This is a genomic window from Aquamicrobium lusatiense (genome assembly GCF_014201615.1).
Classification (GTDB): Bacteria; Pseudomonadota; Alphaproteobacteria; order Rhizobiales; family Rhizobiaceae; genus Mesorhizobium; species Mesorhizobium lusatiense.
Window position 1 is genome coordinate 1676873 of record NZ_JACHEU010000001.1, and the last position, 20600, is coordinate 1697472.

At 61.6% G+C, this 20600-nt stretch carries 17 protein-coding genes; 11 read left to right on the top strand and 6 right to left on the bottom strand.

Annotated elements, in window-relative coordinates; translation table 11 throughout:
* The first annotated feature begins 242 nt into the window (after positions 1 to 242).
* Genes cysD through cysQ form a run of 3 tightly spaced genes read left to right on the top strand, consistent with a single transcriptional unit; the run spans position 243 to position 3910 of the window.
* Positions 243 to 1178, top strand: coding sequence for a sulfate adenylyltransferase subunit CysD (cysD, locus tag HNR59_RS08010; protein WP_425488659.1), 936 nt, complete (start codon positions 243 to 245; stop codon positions 1176 to 1178).
* 1 nt (position 1179) lies between these two features.
* Positions 1180 to 3117 carry a sulfate adenylyltransferase subunit CysN gene (cysN, locus tag HNR59_RS08015; RefSeq protein WP_183828348.1) on the top strand — a complete coding sequence of 646 codons (1938 nt, stop codon included), beginning with the start codon at positions 1180 to 1182 and terminating at the stop codon, positions 3115 to 3117.
* Complete coding sequence (gene cysQ / locus HNR59_RS08020) at positions 3080 to 3910, top strand: 3'(2'),5'-bisphosphate nucleotidase CysQ (RefSeq protein WP_183828351.1); 831 nt, start codon at positions 3080 to 3082, stop codon at positions 3908 to 3910. Before cysN ends, cysQ begins: the two co-directional genes overlap by 38 nt.
* Before the next feature lie 26 nt (positions 3911 to 3936).
* On the opposite strand, the gene HNR59_RS08025 is transcribed toward cysQ, so the two are convergent.
* The 3 genes from HNR59_RS08025 to HNR59_RS08035 form a co-directional block, all read right to left on the bottom strand.
* Positions 3937 to 5076, bottom strand: a complete 1140-nt coding sequence (locus HNR59_RS08025; protein WP_183828354.1) for a DegT/DnrJ/EryC1/StrS family aminotransferase — start codon at positions 5074 to 5076, stop codon at positions 3937 to 3939.
* A gap of 141 nt (positions 5077 to 5217) precedes the next feature.
* The gene (locus tag HNR59_RS08030; protein ID WP_183828357.1) at positions 5218 to 6141 is read right to left on the bottom strand and encodes a carbohydrate kinase family protein; all 924 of its coding nucleotides are present in this window, start codon (positions 6139 to 6141) and stop codon (positions 5218 to 5220) included.
* Positions 6142 to 6190: 49 nt separating this feature from the next.
* Complete coding sequence (locus tag HNR59_RS08035; protein WP_183828360.1) at positions 6191 to 7417, bottom strand: ROK family protein; 1227 nt, start codon at positions 7415 to 7417, stop codon at positions 6191 to 6193.
* Between the two features lie 211 nt (positions 7418 to 7628).
* Here HNR59_RS08035 and HNR59_RS08040 point away from each other — a divergent pair, with 211 nt between their 5' ends.
* The 4 genes from HNR59_RS08040 (at position 7629) to HNR59_RS08055 (ending at position 12360) form a co-directional block, all read left to right on the top strand.
* Complete coding sequence (locus HNR59_RS08040; protein WP_183828363.1) at positions 7629 to 8660, top strand: sugar ABC transporter substrate-binding protein; 1032 nt, start codon at positions 7629 to 7631, stop codon at positions 8658 to 8660.
* Positions 8661 to 8752: 92 nt separating this feature from the next.
* Entirely contained in the window at positions 8753 to 9835 is a 1083-nt protein-coding gene (locus HNR59_RS08045) for an ABC transporter permease (protein ID WP_183828366.1), read from the top strand.
* A complete protein-coding gene (locus tag HNR59_RS08050) occupies positions 9835 to 10617 on the top strand; it encodes an ATP-binding cassette domain-containing protein (RefSeq protein WP_183828369.1) in 783 nt (260 codons plus the stop codon). Before HNR59_RS08045 ends, HNR59_RS08050 begins: the two co-directional genes overlap by 1 nt.
* A gap of 114 nt (positions 10618 to 10731) precedes the next feature.
* Positions 10732 to 12360 (top strand): alpha-D-glucose phosphate-specific phosphoglucomutase, encoded by a 1629-nt coding sequence (locus tag HNR59_RS08055; RefSeq protein WP_183828372.1) that lies wholly within the window; start codon positions 10732 to 10734, stop codon positions 12358 to 12360.
* A 6-nt stretch (positions 12361 to 12366) separates the two neighbouring features.
* Here HNR59_RS08055 and HNR59_RS08060 read toward each other — a convergent pair whose 3' ends face one another.
* Entirely contained in the window at positions 12367 to 14136 is a 1770-nt protein-coding gene (locus HNR59_RS08060; protein ID WP_183828375.1) for a TadG family pilus assembly protein, read from the bottom strand.
* Positions 14136 to 14576, bottom strand: a complete 441-nt coding sequence (locus HNR59_RS08065) for a TadE/TadG family type IV pilus assembly protein (protein WP_425488660.1) — start codon at positions 14574 to 14576, stop codon at positions 14136 to 14138. Before HNR59_RS08065 ends, HNR59_RS08060 begins: the two co-directional genes overlap by 1 nt.
* A 169-nt stretch (positions 14577 to 14745) precedes the next feature.
* On the opposite strand from HNR59_RS08065, the gene HNR59_RS08070 reads away from it, so the two are divergent.
* Genes HNR59_RS08070 through tsaA form a run of 4 tightly spaced genes read left to right on the top strand, consistent with a single transcriptional unit; the run spans position 14746 to position 18115 of the window.
* Positions 14746 to 15789: an iron ABC transporter substrate-binding protein gene (locus tag HNR59_RS08070; RefSeq protein WP_183828378.1), complete on the top strand. Its 1044-nt coding sequence runs from the start codon at positions 14746 to 14748 to the stop codon at positions 15787 to 15789.
* Entirely contained in the window at positions 15786 to 16835 is a 1050-nt protein-coding gene (locus HNR59_RS08075; RefSeq protein WP_183828381.1) for a FecCD family ABC transporter permease, read from the top strand. The genes HNR59_RS08070 and HNR59_RS08075 overlap by 4 nt, the downstream gene beginning before the upstream one ends.
* Positions 16832 to 17620 (top strand): ATP-binding cassette domain-containing protein, encoded by a 789-nt coding sequence (locus tag HNR59_RS08080; RefSeq protein WP_183831447.1) that lies wholly within the window; start codon positions 16832 to 16834, stop codon positions 17618 to 17620. The genes HNR59_RS08075 and HNR59_RS08080 overlap by 4 nt, the downstream gene beginning before the upstream one ends.
* 3 nt (positions 17621 to 17623) lie before the next feature.
* A complete protein-coding gene (gene tsaA / locus HNR59_RS08085; protein ID WP_183828384.1) occupies positions 17624 to 18115 on the top strand; it encodes a tRNA (N6-threonylcarbamoyladenosine(37)-N6)-methyltransferase TrmO in 492 nt (163 codons plus the stop codon).
* Positions 18116 to 18289: 174 nt separating this feature from the next.
* Here tsaA and HNR59_RS08090 read toward each other — a convergent pair whose 3' ends face one another.
* Positions 18290 to 20359 (bottom strand): TonB-dependent receptor plug domain-containing protein, encoded by a 2070-nt coding sequence (locus HNR59_RS08090; protein ID WP_246374536.1) that lies wholly within the window; start codon positions 20357 to 20359, stop codon positions 18290 to 18292.
* Between the last annotated feature and the right edge of the window lie 241 nt (positions 20360 to 20600).

Here is a 20600-nt window from a genome sequence, read left to right on the forward strand (position 1 = left end):
GGTTACAGGGCAACAAAATGATGCCCGTTTGATGGCGTGGACGTGCCGACAGGGCATGTCGCACAATTGTACCCGTTATCGTCGCACGCGTGGAAAAATTATCGCCTCCGATGGCTTTGGTGAGTTGACCTTGCGTTGGTTGCGCGTCCCGCTGCGGCTAAAAACCGTTTGCGGACGCAGATTTACCGACCAAAGCACCGACCTGCACGGCAGGCCGAACCCGGCGGCATCTGGCAGCCGCTCTGGATCGGTTGAAAGGAAAGCAGGCTGCCATGGCCCCGGTGCTCACCCATCTCCAGCGGCTGGAGGCGGAATCCATCCATATTTTCAGAGAGGTTGCCGCCAGTTTTTCCAGACCGGTGATGCTGTACTCTGTCGGCAAGGATTCAGCCGTCCTCATGCATCTGGCCTTCAAGGCCTTCTACCCGGCCAAGCCGCCTTTTCCGTTCCTGCATGTCGACACGACATGGAAGTTCCGCGAAATGATTGCGTTTCGCGACGAAATGGCCACGCGCCTTGGCTTCGACCTGATCGTGCATGTCAATGAGGATGGCGTGCGCGACGGTATAAATCCGTTCCGACACGGCTCGAACACCCACACCCATATCATGAAGACCGTGGCCCTGCGGCAGGCGCTGGATAAATATGGCTTCGATGCCGCTTTTGGCGGAGCGCGCCGCGACGAGGAGAAATCACGCGCCAAGGAGCGCATCTTCTCCTTCCGCAATGCCAGCCATGCCTGGGATCCCAAAAGCCAGCGGCCGGAAATGTGGAATATCTACAACACCCGCATTTCGCCCGGCGAATCCATCAGGGTGTTTCCGCTGTCCAACTGGACCGAACTCGATATCTGGCAGTACATCCTGCAGGAAAACATCCCCATCGTCCCGCTCTATTTCGCCAAACGCCGACCGGTCGTGGATCGTGGCGGCATGCTCATACTTCGGGATGACGAGCGTATGGAACTGCTTCCGGGCGAAAGGGTGCAGGAGCGGCTTGTACGCTTTCGCACCCTCGGCTGCTACCCGCTGACCGGTGCGATCGATTCCGGCGCCGATACGCTTGAGGCCATCGTCGGAGAAATGCTGACGGCGCGCACCTCCGAACGGCAGGGGAGGCTGATCGACCGGGACGAGGCCGGATCCATGGAAAAGAAGAAGCGTGAGGGATATTTCTGAAATGCAGCACGTAACGCCGGAAAATCTCGACGCGGTCGAGGGCGTGCGCGCCTATCTCGCATCGCAGGAAAAGAAATCCCTGCTGCGCTTCCTGACCTGCGGCTCGGTCGATGACGGCAAGTCCACGCTGATCGGCCGGCTGCTGTCGGACACGAAGCAGATATTCGAGGACCAACTCGCCACGCTGGAGCAGGATTCGCGCCGGCACGGCACGACGGGCGACGAGATGGACTTCGCCCTGCTCGTCGACGGTCTGGAAGCGGAACGCGAGCAGGGCATCACAATCGATGTCGCCTACCGCTTCTTCGCGACGCCGAAACGCAAGTTCATCGTGGCGGACACGCCCGGCCACGAGCAGTACACGCGCAACATGGCGACCGGCGCTTCCACCTGCGATCTGGCCATCGTGCTGGTCGATGCAAGGCAGGGCGTGCTTCGCCAGACGCGGCGCCACACCGTCATCGCCTCGCTGCTTGGGATCCGCCATATCGTGGTGGCTATCAACAAGATCGATCTGGTCGGCTTCGACCAGGGCGTATTCGATCGCATCGTCGCCGACTATCGCGCGTTCGCGGGAACGCTTGGATTCCGCACCATGGAAGCGATTCCCATTTCCGCGCGCTATGGCGACAATGTCAGCCAGCGATCGGAGCAGCTGGACTGGTATAGCGGCCCCACCCTTGTGGAGCATCTGGAGACCGTTCCGGTCGATGACGAGGCGGTGGAGCGGCCGTTTCGCCTGCCGGTCCAGTATGTAAACCGCCCAAATCTCGATTTTCGCGGCTTTGCCGGAACCATAGCCTCCGGCTCGGTTTCGCCGGGCGATGCGGTGGTGGTTGCCAAATCCGGAAGGCAGGCAAAGGTCCGGCGGATCGTTGCGCAAGGTGGCGACCTTGATCGTGCGGTCGCAGGGCAGGCGGTGACGCTGGTGCTGGATGAGGAGGTCGAGGTTTCGCGCGGCAACGTGCTTGTCGCACCTTCGGCACGTCCGCAGGTTGCCGACCGGTTTTCGGCCTCGGTCGTCTGGTTCGATGAGAAGGTGCTGAGACCGGGCGCTGGCTATGTTCTGCGCACGGCCACCGATCAGGCGAGCGCCACGGTGGACAAGATAAGCCACCGGCTGAACATAAACGACTTTTCCGAGGAAGAGGCGCGCGAACTGGAACTGAACGAGGTTGGTGACGTCACCATCACGCTGCAGTCGCCGGTGGCCTTCGATGCGTTTGCCGAGAACCGGACAACAGGCGCGTTCATCCTCATCGACCGCATCACGAATGCGACGGTTGGTGCCGGTATGATCCGCCAGGCGATCAGGCGGGCGGACAATATCCACTGGCAGTCGCTGGATGTCGGCCGCGATGCGCGTGCCACCCTCAAGCATCAGCGTCCCGCCGTGCTGTGGTTTACGGGCTTGTCCGGTTCGGGCAAGTCGACCATCGCCAACCTTCTGGAAAAGAAGCTGCACGCGGCGGGGCGCCACACCTACATCCTCGACGGTGACAATGTTCGCCACGGACTGAACCGGGACCTCGGCTTCACCGAAGCCGATCGCGCGGAGAACATCCGCCGGGTCGCGGAGGTCGCCAGGCTGATGGCGGATGCCGGATTGATCGTCATCGTTTCCTTCATTTCTCCGTTCCGGTCTGAACGCCTTCTGGCGCGCGAACTGATGACGGAAGGCGAGTTCATCGAGGTATTCGTTGACACACCTTTCGAGGAATGTGTGCGTCGGGACCCCAAAGGGTTGTATGCTAAGGCGTTGAAAGGCGAGATCGACAACTTTACGGGAGTAGACTCGCCTTACGAATCGCCGGAGAACCCCGAGTTACGCCTTCAGACGCTCGGCCGGACGCCGGAAGAGATGGTAGAGGCGGTGGAACGGTGGTTGACAGAGCGTGACATTGCCCAGCAGCATTACGAAAGCGGCGGCGGTATCTGACGATACGCAAGTCCTTGCCTTGTTTGAAACTCTCGCGCTTGATGCCGGGCGCGAGATCATGCGGATCTTCGAGGCGGGCTGCTCGGTGGAGGCCAAGGCCGACACCTCTCCCGTGACCGAGGCGGACCGGGCAAGCGAGTGCATCATACTTGAAGGTCTGCGCGATGCCTTTCCGGACATCGTCTGTGTAGCAGAGGAAGAGGCGTCTGCCGGCGTTCGCCCCGGTGAACTTGGCGAGGCGTTCTTCCTCGTCGATCCGCTTGACGGAACCAAGGAATTCGTAGCCCGCCGGTCAGATTTCACCGTAAACATTGCCCTGATCCGCAATGGTGCGCCGGAGGTTGGTGTCGTTTTCGCACCATGCAGCGGCCGTTTTTTTTCCGGGCGACCGGGTCTGGCCGAGACGCTGTGGGTAGGAGATGATTACACTGTTGTGGCGCGCCAGCGCGTCAGCGTCCGCGAGCCGTCGATGACGCAGACGGTCGTGGCAAGCCGCTCGCACAACACGCTGCAAACGGATGAATACATTATCGGTCTGGGCGCAGCCGAAATCGTTTCGGTCGGTTCGTCGCTCAAGTTCTGCCTGCTTGCGGCGGGCGAGGCGGATGTTTATCCGCGTTTCAGCCGTACCATGGAATGGGATACGGCGGCAGGCGATGCCGTGTTGCGGGCGGCCGGCGGCATGACCAGAACCGTGGATGGCGCGCCGCTTTCATATGGCAAGCGTAACATTGCCGATGATGTCGATTTCGCCAATCCGTTCTTCATCGCTCGTGGGGTGGAGCCGGCATAACTTCACGCCGGCCCCCGGTTTCTGGCTTATTCTCCGGCTGCGACCGAATTCGAGCCTATGTAGTTGCGGATCGTCTCGATGATGCGATCCTGATCGTCTTCCGACAGATAGGGATGCATCGGCAGGCACAGGATGCGCTGCGGCAACTCTTCCGATACGGCAAGGCCGGTGGGCGTGCGTGGGAAATTGCGGTAGGCAAGCTGCGTGTGGAGAGGCTTCACGTAATAGATGACCGAAGGAATGCCCTTCTCCTGCAGATGTGCTTTCAGACCGTCGCGCTTCGGCGTTTCGATGGCGTATTGGGCCCAGGCCGAGCGCCCGTTTTCGGGATTGTTGGCGGCCTTGACGATGTCGCCGAGCCCCGCGGCATAGCGGGCGGCCACCCGGTGGCGGGCTTCCATTTCGTCTTCGAGAATGGCGAGCTTTTCGATCAGGATCGCGGCCTGAATGGTGTCGAGGCGGGAGTTGATGCCGACGACGATGTTGTCGTACTGGGTTTCGCCCTTGCCGTGGAAGGCAAAGGAACGCAGCCTTTCAGCAAGATCGCCGTCATCGGTGAACATGGCGCCGCCGTCACCGTAGCAGCCCAGCGGCTTGGCCGGATAGAAACTGGTGCCTGCGACATGGCCGAAGGCGCCGCACATCTTGCCGTCGGCGGAACCGCCGATGGACTGGGCTGCATCCTCGATCACCAGAAGGTTCTCGCGCGCTGCGATCTGCATGAGGGCATCGTAGTCGGCGGCAAGACCGAACAGGTCGACCGGAATGATGGCCTTCGGCTGCAGGCGGCCTTCCGCCTTTACCATGTCGATTGCGGCTTCGAGGCTGGCGAGGTCGATGTTGTAGGTTTTGGGATCGACGTCCACGAATATGGGCTCGGCCTTGGTCAGAGCCACGACCTCTGCCGTGGCGGCGAACGTGAAGCTCGGCACGAAGACGGCGTCTCCGATGCCGATGCCGGAGGCGTGGAGCGGCAGCAGCAGGGCGTCGGTGCCGTTGGCGCAGGCCACGACATGCCTGGTGCCGACATATGCGGCAAGCTTCTCTTCAAGCTCCGTGACTTCCGGTCCCAGAATGTAACGGCCATCGTCAACGACGCGGTCGATGGCGGCTTTGAGCCGGTCGCGGATGCGTTCGCGTTGCGCGTTGAGATCGATGAACTGCATGACTGCTCCAATGCAAATGCGCTTCAGATGCCGGCCAAGTACCAGACCTGTCCGGCAGGGGAAAGGCGCAGGCGCCAACCTTCGGTGCGGCCAGATCACATTTCGATGCGCAGGTGCGACGGAGATTTGATGAGTGTGAAGTCAGTTCATTTCATGGCGCCACGGCGGATTGGCGCCGGCACGCGAAACGGTCACGGCCGCGGCCGACGTGGCAAATTCCAGCGCAGAGCGCAGACCGCTGATGGACAGGCCCGACAGCGCGGACCGGGACAGCATTCCGTGCTCCGACAGGCAGGCGAGCAAGCCTCCGTTGAAGGTGTCGCCCGCGCCCACCGTGTCCACGACATCGACAGGTGGCGGCAGGATGGTGACCGAGCCAGCGCGCGAATATCCGGTCGCGCCCCTGGCGCCATGGGTAATGACGATGAGGGCGGGGCCGCGCGTCAGCCAGGCTTCAACGAAATCCTCCGTGGTGCCGGGCTGCCCGAACCATGCGAGATCCTCGTCCGAGAGCTTCACGATGTCGGCCATCGACATCATCGCTTCGATGCGGGCGAGATGCTTCTCGCGATCTGGAATGAACCCCGGCCTGATGTTTGGATCGAGCATCATCACGCGCTTGCCGTGCTCGCGGCGCATGAGCGCTTCATAGGCGCTGCCGGCAGGCTCGGAGATGAGGCTGATCGCACCGAACAGCATCGCTTCGACCTCGTTGTCGAGCGCGGGCAGGTCGGCTTCTGTCAGCATGCGGCCGGCCGTGTTCTCGTCATAGAATGTGTAGCTGGCCTGCCCCCAGTTGAGCTGGACGAAGGCAAGAGTGGTCGGACGCGGTGAAATGTGGAGGTAGCGGCAATCGACTTTGCTGGCTTCCAGTTCCTGCCGCAGAAGCGTGCCAAACATGTCATGTGAGATGCCGGAAAAGAAGCCGGTGCGTGCACCAAGCCGCCCGAGCGCGATGGCGGTGTTGAACACCGCCCCACCGGCATAGGGGGCGAAAGCCTGCTCGCCGAGCGTGGAACTGCGCGGCAGCATGTCTATCAGGGCCTCGCCGCAGCAAAGTATCATCAGGCGTTCGCTCCGTAGCTCAATCTGGAGGAATGAAATTGACTGCCGCCTACGCCGTTCTGGCGGGAAGGGTCGGGCCGATCAGAAAACGTTCGGAGAGCGGCAGGCTGGCAGCGCCGAGGGCGCGGGCATGAACGCCGACCGTGCCTTCCTGAATGCGGGGGACGGAAACGCCTTCGGCATCGATGCCCGACATGGCATCGCGAACGGCATCGACCAGCCGGGCCCGGACGGAAGCCGGCATCCAGCCATCTATGACCGCGGCCTCAAAGTCGATGATGGCAGTCGATGAGGCGATCGAATAGGCCAGCGCGTTTGCCGCGTCGAGGATCCACTGATGCACGGTCGGGCCGAGGTCGCCCCATTCTTCCGGGGTCGTCCAGAGATGCGGCGCATCCACGCCATTTGCGTTCAGGCGCTTTTCCAGAACCGCGATCGAGGCGATGTCGATCAGCTGTGTCGGCTTGTTGCCGTTGCCGGGAATAAGCATCGAGCCAAGGGCGCCGGCATTTCCCGTCGGCCCGCTGTAGAGCCTGCCGTCGAGCACGATGCCGCCGCCGGCGAAGGCACCGATGTAGAAATAGACGAAATCGCGCAAAGCGCCGGTCTGGCCGAACACCAGTTCGGCGCCGCAGGCAGAGGTGGCGTCATTCTGGAGATAGACGGGAAAATCGCACAGAAGCTGGATTTCGGAGCGCATGTCGCGGTGGCGCCATTCGTCCATGATCTCGCGCGGCGCACCGGCGGTGTCGGCCCAGCTCCACAGCTCGAAGGGCATTGCTATGCCAAGGCCGGCAATGCGCTTCTGCTGGCCTGCGCTCAGGGTTGCCCGCAGCTCCTTCATGCCCGACAGCACGAACTCCACCGTTTCGCGCGGAACCGGATAGCGGTAGGAAAGTTGCGACGAGGCGCGCACCGTTCCCAGAAAATCGATAAGCACGAGATCCGAGCTGCGGCGGCCGATCTTGAGCCCGATGAAGAAGGCGCCGTCTGGGTTGAGCGACATCGGCACGGAGGGCTGGCCGATCTTGCCGCGCTGAGGGGCCTGCTTCAGGAGCAGCCCGTCGCGCTCCAGTTCGCGCATGATGACCGATACGGTCTGCGCCGACAGGCCGGTCATCCTTGCGATGTCGGATTTCGACAGGCTGCCATGCAGGCGCACGAGCGACAGCACGAGCCGCTCATTGTGATCGCGCATCCCGCTCTGGTTGGTGCCGCGGTGGAAACGGCTTTCCGCCGCTTCGGGCGGACCATGTTTCACAGTGCCGGTTTCCACCGTAGCCAGTCTCCCGAAAGTTCCCCTGTCCTTTGGCAAGAATGTTGGATCGGCGCAATGCTGTCAATAATAAATAAGAGTGATTTAATTATTGACAGGGTGCCGGAACCTGTGTTTGTTTTTGTCTCAGGGCGCGGCCGGGAAGGCAGTGCGAGCCCTCGTATCTTGGCCCCGGAACTGGTCCGGAGCCGTCATCATCTGGGAGGATGCAATGAAAATCTCCGCGTTGAAGGCCGCCCTGTTCTGCGCGACCGCGCTTGGTGCGGCAGCGCTTGCCGCTCCGGCTTCTGCACAGGAAGTGGGCGCATGCCTGATCACCAAGACAGACACCAACCCCTTCTTCGTGAAAATGAAGGAAGGCGCCGTTGCCAAGGCCAAAGAACTGGGCGTCAACCTGAAGACCTATGCCGGCAAGATCGATGGCGACAGCGAAAGCCAGGTGGCGGCCATTGAAAGCTGCATCGCCGATGGCGCCAAAGGCATTCTGATTACCGCATCCGACACGGCCGGCATCGTTCCGTCCGTGAAGCAGGCCCGCGATGCCGGCATCCTCGTCATCGCGCTGGATACGCCGCTCGAACCTGCGGATGCCGCCGACGCGACCTTTGCCACCGACAATCTGCTCGCGGGCGAACTGGTCGGCAAATGGGCCGCAGCCACGCTCGGCGACAAGGCGAAGGATGCAAAGATCGCCTTCCTCAACCTGACGCCATCGCAGCCGACCGTCGACGTTCTGCGCGATCAGGGATTCATGAAGGGCTTTGGCATCGACACCAAGGACATCAACCGCATCGGTGACGAGGACGATCCGCGCATCGTCGGCCACGATGTGACCAACGGCAACGAAGAGGGCGGCCGCAAGGCCATGGAAAACCTTCTCCAGAAGGACCCTTCCATCAATGTCGTCCACACCATCAACGAGCCTGCGGCTGCCGGTGCCTATGAGGCGCTGAAGGCGGTGGGCATGGAAAAGAACGTGCTGATCGTGTCCATCGATGGCGGCTGCCCGGGTGTGAAGAACGTCGAGGCAGGGGTGATCGGTGCAACCTCGCAGCAATATCCTCTGCTGATGGCTTCTCTGGGCATCGAGGCCATCAAGAAATTCGCTGACACGGGCGAGAAGCCGCAGGCCACCGAAGGCAAGGATTTTGTCGACACCGGCGTGGCGCTTGTCACCGCAAAGCCTGCCGAAGGCGTCGATTCGATCGATGTCCAGAAGGGCCTTGAGCTTTGCTGGGGTTGATCCCGGCGCAGGCTTGAGCACACTATTCTGCGGATGCGCGGGATTTCCTGCGCATCCTCCGGGAGCAAGCGCTCGATGGGAGGAGGGCACTTATGAACGAAGCTGCTTCAGGCGAAGGGCGAGCGCAGGAGTTCGAAAAGGCTCTGGAAGGCAGCTACAGTTCGGTGGCGCGCTTTGAAGGATACGACCGCACCCCTGTCGAGAAATTGCAGCACTTCCTGCATTCCAGTCCGGCGGCGGTGCCCCTGATCGTCCTGATTGCTTCGCTTGTCGTGTTCGCGCTGGTGATCGGCGGGCGCTTCTTCTCGCCGTTTTCCCTGACACTCATTCTGCAGCAGGTGGCGATCGTCGGCATCATCGGGGCGGCCCAGACGCTGGTGATCCTGACGGCAGGCATCGATCTTTCCGTCGGCGCCATCATGGTGCTGTCGTCGGTGGTCATGGGGCAGTTCACGTTCCGCTACGGGCTGCCCGCGCCTGTTGCGATCCTTTGCGGCTTCGCCGTCGGCGCCGCCTGCGGCTTCCTCAATGGCTGGCTGGTGGCGCGGCTGAGGCTGCCGCCGTTCATCGTCACGCTCGGCACCTGGCAGATCATTCTGGCCGCCAACTTCCTCTATTCCGCGAACGAGACGATCCGAGCTCAGGATATCGAGGCCAATGCGCCGCTGCTGCAATGGTTCGGCAACAATATCCGCATCGGCAATGCCGTCTTCACCTATGGCGTGATTGCCATGGTGGTTCTGGTGCTGGTGCTCTGGTACGTGCTCAACCACACCGCATGGGGGCGGCATGTCTATGCGGTGGGCGATGACCCCGAGGCCGCCAAGCTTTCGGGCGTCAATGTCAACCGAATGCTGCTTTCGGTCTACACGCTTGCCGGGCTGATCTGCGCGCTTGCCGGCTGGGCGCTGATTGGACGTCTCGGATCGGTATCGCCCACTTCAGGGCAGTTCGCCAATATCGAATCGATCACGGCCGTGGTGATCGGCGGCATCTCCCTGTTCGGCGGTCGCGGCTCCATTCTGGGCATGCTGTTCGGGGCGCTGATCGTCGGCGTGTTCTCGCTGGCACTGCGGCTCATCGGCACCGATCCGCAATGGACCTATCTGCTCATCGGCGTGCTCATCATCGGTGCCGTAACGGTCGACCAGTGGATCAGGAAGGTGGCAGGCTGATGCAGCGCGAACCCATTCTCACCGCACGCGGTCTGGTCAAGCGCTATGGCCGCGTCACAGCCCTCGATTCAGCCGATTTCGATCTCTATCCGGGCGAGATACTGGCGGTGATCGGGGACAATGGCGCGGGAAAATCATCGCTGATCAAGGCGCTTTCCGGCGCTATGACGCCCGACGAGGGCGAGATCAGGCTGGAGGGAAAGCCGGTTTCCTTCCGCTCGCCGATGGAGGCGCGCGAGGCCGGCATCGAGACCGTCTACCAGAACCTTGCGTTGTCGCCGGCGCTGTCGATCGCCGACAACATGTTCCTTGGCCGCGAGATCAGGCGACAGGGGCCGCTTGGCCGCTGGCTGCGCATGCTGGACCGGCCTGCCATGGAAAAGCGCGCCCGCGACATGCTTTCCGAACTCGGGCTGATGACCATCCAGAATATCGGGCAGGCGGTTGAAACCCTGTCCGGCGGCCAGCGTCAGGGTGTTGCGGTGGCGCGCGCCGCTGCCTTCGGCTCACGGGTGGTGATCATGGACGAACCGACGGCAGCGCTCGGCGTCAAGGAATCGCGGCGCGTGCTGGAACTGATCCTCGACGTGAAGAAGCGCGGCCTGCCGATCGTGCTGATTTCCCACAACATGCCGCATGTTTTCGAGGTCGCCGATCGTATCCATATTCACAGGCTGGGGCGGAGGCTCACCGTCATCGATCCGAAGGACTACACCATGTCGGATGCGGTGGCATTCATGACCGGGGCAAAGACGCCGCCGGAGGCTGCCGTCGCAGCCTGATCCTGTGCCATCTTCACGGACGCTGCCTGAAAGCGTATCTGGAACGGGGATCGAAGCGCGCGCCAGCGCGTTGTTCCCGACCAGACGCTTTTTCCCGGAAAGGTACGCCGCCAGATGACACGCACCGTTTCCACCACACCTTTCGATGATCAGAAGCCCGGAACATCCGGGTTGCGCAAGAAGGTGCCGGTGTTCCAGCAGCCGAACTATGCCGAGAATTTCATCCAGTCGATCTTCGATGCGCTTTCCGGCTTCGGGGGCAGGCTGCTGGTGGTCGGTGGCGACGGGCGCTACTACAACCGCGAGGTGATCGGGAAGGTCATCGCCATGGCCGCAGCCAACGGGTTCGGCAAGGTGATGGTCGGGCAGGGCGGCATCCTTTCGACGCCGGCCGCCTCCCATCTGATCAGAAAATACAAGGCCTTCGGCGGCATCATCTTGTCCGCCAGCCACAATCCCGGCGGGCCAAGGCAAGATTTCGGCATCAAGTACAATGCTGGAAACGGCGGCCCGGCGCCCGAGAAGATAACCGACGCGATCTATGCGCGGTCGAAGGAAATCCGTGAATATCGGATCGCGGAAATCGGCGAGATCGACATCGACATCATCGGCACGGTCGAAGCCGGCGGCATGGAGGTCGAGATTGTCGATCCGGTGCGCGACTATGCGGACCTCATGGAGAGCCTGTTCGATTTCGAGGCGTTGCGGAAACTGTTCGAATCCGGCTTTCGCATGCGCTTCGATGCCATGCATGCCGTGACCGGGCCCTACGCGACGGAGATCTTCGAGCGCCGTCTCGGTGCCGCTCCCGGCACATGCCGGAATTTTCGGCCCCTGCCGGACTTCGGCGGGCATCACCCCGATCCCAATCTGGTTCACGCCAAACACCTCTACGATGAGATGATGGGACCCGATGCGCCCGATTTCGGCGCTGCGTCCGACGGCGACGGAGACCGCAACCTTATCATCGGCAAAGGCATTTTCGTCACCCCCTCCGATTCGCTTGCCCTGCTGGCCGCCAATGCAACGGTGGCGCCCGCCTATACGGGCGGGCTCGCCGGCATTGCCCGCTCGATGCCGACCAGCGGCGCGGCTGATCGTGTGGCGCAGAAACTGGGCGTCGGTCTTTACGAGACGCCGACAGGCTGGAAATTCTTCGGCAATTTGCTTGATGCCGGCATGGCGACGATCTGCGGTGAGGAGAGCGCCGGCACAGGCTCCAGCCATGTCCGCGAGAAGGACGGACTTTGGGCCGTGCTCCTGTGGCTTTCCATTCTCGCGGCCCGCCGCGAAAGCGTCAGCGAAATCGTGACGAAGCACTGGGCCACATACGGTCGCAACTACTATTCGCGCCATGACTATGAGGAAGTGGACGCCGCCGCTGCCAATGCGCTGATGGAGGAACTGCGGGAAAAGCTGGCCTCCTTGCCCGGAACGCAGGTGTGCGGGCTCAAAATCGAAACGGCAGACGACTTTGCCTATCATGACCCGGTGGATGGTTCGGTGAGCGTTCAGCAGGGCATCCGGATCCTGTTCGAGGGCGGATCGCGGGTAGTGTTCCGGCTTTCGGGAACCGGAACCAGCGGTGCCACGCTTCGCGTCTATATCGAGCGCTATGAGCCCGATGCGGCCAGGCACGGCCTAGATACGCAGGCGGCGCTGGCCGATCTCATCGCAGCGGCGGACGAGATCGCGGGCATCCGCCGCCATACCGGCCGCGAGCGACCGAGCGTCATCACTTGAGGCCCCCTACTGCACCAGAAGGGCGCGTCCGCACGTCGCTCCGGTGACGCGTACATCGGCTTGACCGAGGCTGATGCCGAGCATGCCGAGGAGATTGTAGAGCAGTTTATCCAGAGCTGGAGTTACGCCCCGTAATGCTGGCGATACGGCTGCGGTCACCGTGCCAAGCAGCACCTTCAGGTCGATACCCAACCCCAGCGGCTCAACCGACAATTCCAGATCGTCAATCAGCGTTGATGTCAGAGACGAGGTGTAGTCACTCGTCGTTGCAGTTTTGATGACTTTTGTATCGATGTCCGAGCGTGTGAAAGTAAGGTGATCCGGCACGCCATTGCCCATTCTGGCGTGAGCGTATCCCTTGATTTTGATCAGATCGAGTTTGATCAGCAGCAGTTTGAGGCTGACATCGGCGATTGCGACAGGGCGAAACAGCAAGCGGCGTGTAAAGTCGGCAAACCCCGAACCGTAGGCTTCAGCGATATAGAGCTCGGCGATACCCGGCGTCGTGTCTATCGTGACCCGCAGGCTTTCCGGCCGGCCGGTAGGGCATTCGATCGACTTCAGCCTTGCCTCGGCATAGGCGACCTCGACATGCAGCGGCAGGTTGATCGAGAGAAGATGAATGCCGCCGCCGAGATTGCTCGACAAGGGGCTGACGGAGGCGACGAGGCTGACGCGCGTCTGGGCCGTTCGCACGACCGTTCCCTCTTCGCCCACCGCCAGCCATGGCGAGCGCTGTGGCGGCTCGCCGATTGCAATCTTCAGCGTGAGGCCACCAAGACCGGGCAACATGCCGCCAAGATTGGCGGCCACCATATTGTCCCCATTGGCGATCGCAGCACTTGCAGTCAGCATGGAAAGCACGTTGGCTGCTATGTCCAGCCCGGCAGGGCGCTGGCCGATGCCGAGCTGACCCACGGAGCCAAGATCGATCAGCGTGTTCAGGGACACCAGCAGACTGGCGCTCGATTGCGCGCCCAGAGTTTGCAGGGCGATGCGGCTGACACTGTCGAGGCCGGGAACATCGGCCATGGCGGCAGCAATCTGGCCAACGGTGGCTGTTGTGGAAAGCAGATCGGAATAGGTTAGTGCGGTGGCGTTTGTGCGAATGGCCAGAGCATCCAGAAATGACAGGACGCTGACGTCGGCCGCTGCCAGTGCGTTGTAGTCCATGACGTTCAGATTGATGTTGCCGCCGAGCAGGGCGCCAAGCAGGGCATTGGCCAGTCCGCCGTCGAGTTTGAGCAGGCGCGAGCCTACGGAAAAGGCGGCCTCGGATTTCATGCTGGCTATGGCCGATGTGCCGATGACCGGCGGAGCCATCACGCTGCTGCCGAAATAGAGGTTGCCGAGCTTTTCCATTGAAACCTGGACTGCGTTGTAAGGTTGCTTTCCCGGTACGAAACGGCTTGCGCGCGGCTTGGACGGGTCGGGGGTGTAGCGGCCGCGAATGACGTTGGCGACCGGCCGGCCCGGCAAGGGTTTCGTAGTGTTTCCCGCGCCGCGCACCAGAACCTGACCAAGGCCATTGTCGCTGAAGGTGGCGGCAACCATCGCTTCCGCCTTGCTTATGTTGCCGGTGGCGGCGATAGCGGCGATGTCGGTTATCGCCTGCGCATGGCGCCGTTCGGTGTAGAGAGATCCCTGATCCACCGCGAAGGCGGTGAGAACCACGGCAAAGGGCATGATCAGCGCGGTCATCACCGCGAAGTTGCCAGTCCTGTTCCTGAGAAAATTCCGGGACGATTGCGTGGCCGCAGCCGGAGGTTCATGCATCACAGTCCTCCTATCCGGATCGTGGACTGCCGCCGGATCGTCTTTCCCGGCATGGCTACGCCCTCGAAAAGACCCCATATCGGCAGATTGGATGCGTCATAGGCAACGGCTACGACGAACTGGCTGCCATCGGCGGCGCTGTCATGAGCGTCGACAGTGAGCTTCGTGGCGTCGACGAATGCATATCCCGACCCGTTGCGGTTTATGAAGTCCGTTACCAGCGCTCTGCGCTCGGAAGCGGACAGTCCGCTCATGGCGATGCGCGCGGCATCGGCGGCCAGTTGCTGGACTGAATGGCTGGCACCGAAATAGATGCCGTAAGCGATCATTCCCAATATAAGCAGGAGGAAAATCGGGGAGAGAATGGCGAATTCGACGGCCGCTGCAGCCCGTCTACACCGAAGGAATACGCAGAGGCGTTTCGGCAAATAGCAGATCAAGACACCCTCCAAATTGATATTCAACTTACGAGTGTTCGATTTCAAGATTTTAACTTTAAGATGAAAAGATTAAGCAATGATTGCGAACCTCGGGATGTGTGGTTCGTGCTTGATCGATATATTTCAGCTTATATAACCATGGAAACGTCACTGGTTCCGGAAACCCCCAATGTTCCCAATTCGCCTGCTGCTTGTCGCCTTTGCTGCTCTGCAACTGGTTCTCATGCCTGCTCTTGCGCAGGCGGCACGGCTTTTCACGGACGCTGCGGGAAGGTCTGTCGAAATACCCGACAGGGTAGAGCGCGTGCTTGCAGCGGGGCCACCTGCTTCCGTGCTGCTTTATGTGGTGTCGCCGGAAAAAATGGTGGGCTGGGTGCGTTCGCCATCGGATGCGGAAAAGCAGTTTCTCGCCGAGCCGTATCGGGACTTGCCGGAGACCGGCCGGCTCACCGGACGCGGCAACACCGCCAATATCGAAATGGTGCTGTCGATGAAGCCGGACATCATCATCGATGTCGGCACCATCGATCCGACCTACGCTTCACTGGCCGACAGGGTGCAGGAGCAGACCGGCATTCCCTATGTGCTGATCGACGGCGCCTTTCTGCGCACGCCGGAAACCCTGCGCGAGGTGGCTGGCCTGCTGGGGGTAGAAGCACGCGGTGAGGAACTGGCTTCCTATGCCGAGCGCACGATGGCATGGCAGAAGGAGACGGTTGCCGATATCGCTCCGGAAGACCGACCGAAGGTCTATTACGGGCGCGGGCCGGACGGACTTGAGACCGGCTCCGCCGGCTCCATCAATATGGAAATTCTCGATGTTGTGGGCGCTCACAACGTTGCAGCGCTCGCGGGATCGGGAGGGCTGTCGAACGTTTCGATCGAGCAGGTTCTCGGATGGAACCCCGATGTCATTTTGACGCTCAGCCCGGAATTTCAGAAATCCGTGAAGACGGACCCGACATGGGCGAACCTGAAGGCGGTGAAGGACGCCCGGGTCTACCGCGCGCCGACGTTGCCATTCGGCTGGTTCGACTCCCCGCCCGGCGTCAACCGGCTGATGTCGGTGACGTGGCTGACGGAAATCCTCTATCCGGGCAAGGCGGAATTCGACATGGGCGAGCGGACGCGCGAATTCTACCGTCTCTTCTATCAGGTCGAACTCACGCAAGAGCAGATTGACCAGCTTCTGGCGGATTCCGCGATAAAATGAGCAAAAGCGGGGCGCTGCCAGAGGCCGGCAGTCGGGCAGGGCGCTCTCTTTTCCCGGTGCTGCTCCCGCCTTTGCTGCTGGCAGTCGTCGTAATACTGGCCCTTTCGGCCGGGAAATATGACGTTTCCCTTTCCGATATGGCGCGAGTGGTCTGGTCGCGCCTGACAGGAACACCGAGTGGTTTGGATGCCACCATCGAGACGGTGGTCTGGAATGTGCGTCTGCCGCGGGTGCTGGCGGGGCTGCTTGTGGGAGCCTCGCTTGCGACAGCGGGTTGCGTCTATCAGGGCCTGTTCCGCAATCCTTTGGTGTCGCCCGACATTCTGGGCGTTTCCGCCGGTGCCAGCCTCGGCGCCGTTGGCGGCATTTTCCTGTCCCTGCCGGTCCTGGCCATACAGGGCATGGCCTTTGCCGGCGGCCTTGCGGCTGTCGCGCTGGTCTATGCGATCGGGTCGATGGTGCGCGGCCGCGATCCCGTGCTCGTGCTCGTGCTCGCCGGCGTGGCGGTGGGCGCTCTGGTCGGGGCGTGCATTTCCCTTCTCAAGGTACTTGCCGACCCCTACAACCAGTTGCCCGCCATCACCTTCTGGCTGCTGGGAAGCCTCGCCAGCATCACCCGCGCCGATGCCGCGTCCATCCTGCCGGCCATGCTGCTGGGGCTGGTGCCGATGGTGCTTCTACGCTGGCGCATGAACCTGATGACGCTCGACGAGGAGGAGGCGCGCGCACTCGGCATTGAGACCGGGCGCCTGCGCCTTGTTCTGGTGTCGGCCGCCACGCTGATGACGGCGGCCGCGGTTTCCGTTTCCGGCATTATCGGCTGGGTGGGGCTGGTGATGCCCCACATAGCCCGCAGCCTTGTGGGACCGGATTTCGGCCGCCTGCTGCCGGCCTCCCTCATGCTCGGCGGCGGCTACATGGTTGGCGTGGATGCGCTGGCAAGGACCATTGCCGGGATCGAGGTGCCGCTCGGCATCCTGACGGCGGTGATCGGCGCGCCGTTCTTCCTATGGCTGCTGGTGAGCGGGAGGCGCGGATGGCAGTGATGATGTCCGCTCAGGATCTGGCCTTCGGCTATGGTGGCAAGGCCATAGGGCAGGGGGTCGACATCTCCGTCAACTCAGGCGAGGTGATGTGCCTGATGGGACCCAACGGGTGCGGCAAGACCACGCTGTTTCGCACCCTGCTTGGCCTTCTGCCGCCGCTGGGTGGCCGTCTGGAGATGCGGGGCAGGCCGGTGCAGGCCTATACGAGGGCGGAATTCGCCCGTCATGTCGCCTATGTGCCGCAGGCGGGCTCGTCCTATTTTCCGTTCACCGTCCTCAACGTGGTAATGATGGCGCGGGCGAGCCGCATCGGCACTTTCGCCACGCCCTCCGCCCATGACCGGGAATTGTCTTTTGCCGCGCTGGACCGGCTTGGTCTTTCGCATCTCGCCGAACGCTCCTTCAACGAGATCAGCGGCGGAGAGCGGCAGATGACCCTGATTGCGCGTGCGCTGGTGCAGGAGGCGGAACTGATCGTCATGGACGAACCGACCGCCAGCCTCGACTTCGGCAATCAGGCGCGCGTGCTCGACTGCATCAACGAACTGCGTGGGTCCGGTCTTTCCATCGTTTTGTCGACGCACGATCCCGGGCATGCCTTCGCCTGTGCGGACCGGGCGGTACTGATGAAGCAGGGGCGTGTGGTCGCTGATGGCTCGCCCAGCGAGGCGGTGACGCCGGAGAGCCTGCACGGCCTTTATGGCGTGGAGGTTGCCGTGGAATTCATGCAGGGTGCCGGGCGAAGCATATGCGCCCCCGCGCTCGGCCGCTTCCGTCAGGAGTAAGGGATGGTGAGGGAAAACGAAATCCGCGAGGGCGAGCGGGCCGTGGAGATGCCGCCGGCGAGCGATGCAGGGTTGATCTTCATCGGCCGCATTCACACGCCCTGGACCTCGCGCATGATGACGCCGCGCCAGGGCCGGCGCGACGGCCCGGTGTGCCGCATCGAAGTGTTCGAGCCATGGGTGGCGGCGCTGGCCAATATCGAAGAGTTCGATGAACTGGAAGTGCTGTACTGGCTGCACATGTCGCGGCGTGATCTGGTGCTGCAAAGCCCCGCCAGCGATGGCACGTCTCGCGGAACCTTCTCCATCCGCTCGCCGGTGCGGCCCAATCCGATCGGCACCTCGATCGTGACGCTGGCCGGACGCGAGGCAAACACGCTTCTGGTGCGCGGCCTCGATTGCCTCGACGGCACGCCACTGCTCGACCTGAAGCCGGAGCGGACCGGTTTCACCCCCATCGCCCCGCCACAGCCGGGCGATTTCGAGGTCGGTTAAAGCATGTCGCCCGAAAGTGGGAACCGGTTTCGGGACAACGACATGTGTGAAAAACCGGAACTTGAAGCGCATAGAGCGAATCTGAAAGATCGCGATACGCTTTGAAGGCCCCTTCAGATTTGAAAGAGCCGCCGGCGATGCTCTCGCCGGCGGCTTTGCTTTGGGGAGGATGCCTCAGAAAGTGAGGCGGGTCTTGAGATAGAAGCTCCGGCCCGGCTCCGGAAAGCCTTCGGTCAGCTCGTAGTTCTTGTCGAAGATGTTCCGGACGCCGAAATTGACCGACATGCTGTCGGAGAAGTCGTACTGCATGTTGAGGTTCGCAAGCGCGAAACCGGATGTCTTCACATAGCCGCCGTAGGTGGAATCGGACCAGCGCCAGCTCGTCAGCTCGATGTCAGGCGACACCGTGAAATTCTCATACGGCGTCCAGTGGGCATAGATATGAGCGGTATGTTCGGGCGTATCGGTCGGCCTCAGATCCGGACGGACGGGATCGTCCAGCTTGCGCTTCAGCCAGGTGTAGTTGCCGCCGATGGTCAGCTCCGGAAGAACATCCCATTCGCCGCTCAGTTCGATGCCGTAATAGTGCCCGTTGCCGATGTTCTGGTTCTGGGTGAGCTGACCGCCGGTGGAGGTCGTGCCGATCTGGATCGACTGGATCACATCGCTGAGATCGCTGTAGAAGATCGCGCCGCCTGCCCGGACCGTTTCCGAAAGCGTCGTTGTGGCCCCAAGCTGATAGTGCGTTGCCCGTTCCGACTTCAGGTCGGGATTCGGCTCCGCGGTGCCGAAGCGTGAGCTGTAGCGTTCGAACAGGTTCGGGAAACGGGTGCGCGACGAAACGCTGGCGTTCAGTTCCAGAAGGTCCGTGGGCCGGTAGATGGCTGCAAGCTGCCAGTTGGTGGCATTGCTGCTGCCGAGCGGATACTCCACGATGCCGTTTGAATAACGTTGCGCCTTCAGCAGCTTGTTCCAGTCGTAGCTGACGCCGGCAACCAGATCGAGCTTGTCGGTGGCATGGAACGTATTTTCGACCGCTGCCGACCACGTGTCCTCTGACCGTTCCAGCCGTGGTTCGAGGAAGGCTGAGGTCGGATGCGTCGGCCGGGCAAATTGCTGCGGACGGTGGATGTCGCGACGATAATGGAGGGCGGCCTTGAGCGTGTTACGCTCAATGAGCTCCGTTCCGCCTTCGACCGAGAACCCGTAGGATCGGTCACTGTAATCGCTGTCGAACGCATAGCCTGCGTTCTGGCTGGAGAAGGTATTGTCGTCATAAGACGACAACAGGTTGTAGAAGGTGTTGTAGTACGCCTTCGTGCGCAGATAGGACGCTTCGCCGATCTCCGTGTGCGAGTAGAAGGACAGGCTGGACACATCCCAGTGCGGCCATTTCCAGTGACGCGTATCGGGATTGGTTACGTGATAAGGCGCGTTGCGGCTGCCTTCCTGATGCGTGTAGCTGATGACATATTCGTCCGTATCGTTGGGCGTATAGCCAGCCTTGAAATTCAGCCGCCAGTCATCGACGTCGCTCAGATCACGGCGTCCACCGTTTTCGTAAGGGGTCGGGGTGAAAGAGCGAGACAGGAAGAACCCGTCGGAATCGCGGATCGCGGCGCTGGCCTGCAGATAGAAGTTTTCCTGCCGTGTTCCCACCGATGCGAAGGCGGTTGCCGCAGCAAGATCGCCGGTATTGCCGACATCGATGCCAGTCTGGAATTCCGCTTCGAACTCGCGGGTGGGCTTGCGGGTCACCATGTTGATGGCGCCGCCCATCGCGCCCGGGCCATTGAGCACGGACACATAACCCTTCTGGACCTGTATCTCGGCAAGGTCAGGCGTCAGGAAGCGCCCCATGTCGAGGCGGTTATCCGCAGGCAGATAGACGCGGATGCCGTCAATCGAAAGCGGAACCTGAAAACGGTCGAAGCCGCGCACGTAAAGAAGGCGCTCATTGCGGCGGCCACCCGTGGTGGAAACGCTGATGCCGGGTACCGTGCTGAGGGCATCGTCCAAAGTGTTGCGGTTGGACGTGTAGATTTCCTGCGGTGTCACCACGCTTTGCGAAATGGTCTGTCCGCTGTTGCCGCCTTCACCATTGCCGGCCGACACGTTGATGCGCCCCAGAACAAAGACCTCATCCCCTGCCTGGTGCACACGGGGTTTCTTGTCTTTCTCGTTGGACTGAACCTCGGCAGCGTCATTCTCAACGGTCTGTGCCAGGCTGCTCTGAGCAGACATTATCGTGGCCAGCGCCGTGAGCGCTGAGCCTATCCATATATATCGCAACTTATGATCCCCCAAAAAAGCAATTATATAACCATTGGTCCGCGTGCGATTCATGCCGCGAAACTGCAACTGTTATATTCATAAAAATATATCGCTTCAAACTGCAAGTGCCGATGGTTAGGCCAGCAGGTGCGGTGGATTGTCGTAGGGGGAGGTTTTGCAGATACCATTGCGAAAGCAACGGACTGCCTCT

Coding starts and splice junctions, on each gene's coding strand:
- cysN (WP_183828348.1), top strand. CDS start 1,180: ATGCAGCACGTAACGCCGGAAAATCTCGACGCGGTCGAGGGCGTGCGC.
- HNR59_RS08025 (WP_183828354.1), bottom strand. CDS start 5,076: ATGCAGTTCATCGATCTCAACGCGCAACGCGAACGCATCCGCGACCGG.
- HNR59_RS08030 (WP_183828357.1), bottom strand. CDS start 6,141: ATGATACTTTGCTGCGGCGAGGCCCTGATAGACATGCTGCCGCGCAGT.
- HNR59_RS08040 (WP_183828363.1), top strand. CDS start 7,629: ATGAAAATCTCCGCGTTGAAGGCCGCCCTGTTCTGCGCGACCGCGCTT.
- HNR59_RS08045 (WP_183828366.1), top strand. CDS start 8,753: ATGAACGAAGCTGCTTCAGGCGAAGGGCGAGCGCAGGAGTTCGAAAAG.
- HNR59_RS08050 (WP_183828369.1), top strand. CDS start 9,835: ATGCAGCGCGAACCCATTCTCACCGCACGCGGTCTGGTCAAGCGCTAT.
- HNR59_RS08055 (WP_183828372.1), top strand. CDS start 10,732: ATGACACGCACCGTTTCCACCACACCTTTCGATGATCAGAAGCCCGGA.
- HNR59_RS08060 (WP_183828375.1), bottom strand. CDS start 14,136: ATGCATGAACCTCCGGCTGCGGCCACGCAATCGTCCCGGAATTTTCTC.
- HNR59_RS08070 (WP_183828378.1), top strand. CDS start 14,746: ATGTTCCCAATTCGCCTGCTGCTTGTCGCCTTTGCTGCTCTGCAACTG.
- HNR59_RS08075 (WP_183828381.1), top strand. CDS start 15,786: ATGAGCAAAAGCGGGGCGCTGCCAGAGGCCGGCAGTCGGGCAGGGCGC.
- tsaA (WP_183828384.1), top strand. CDS start 17,624: ATGGTGAGGGAAAACGAAATCCGCGAGGGCGAGCGGGCCGTGGAGATG.
- HNR59_RS08090 (WP_246374536.1), bottom strand. CDS start 20,359: ATGTCTGCTCAGAGCAGCCTGGCACAGACCGTTGAGAATGACGCTGCC.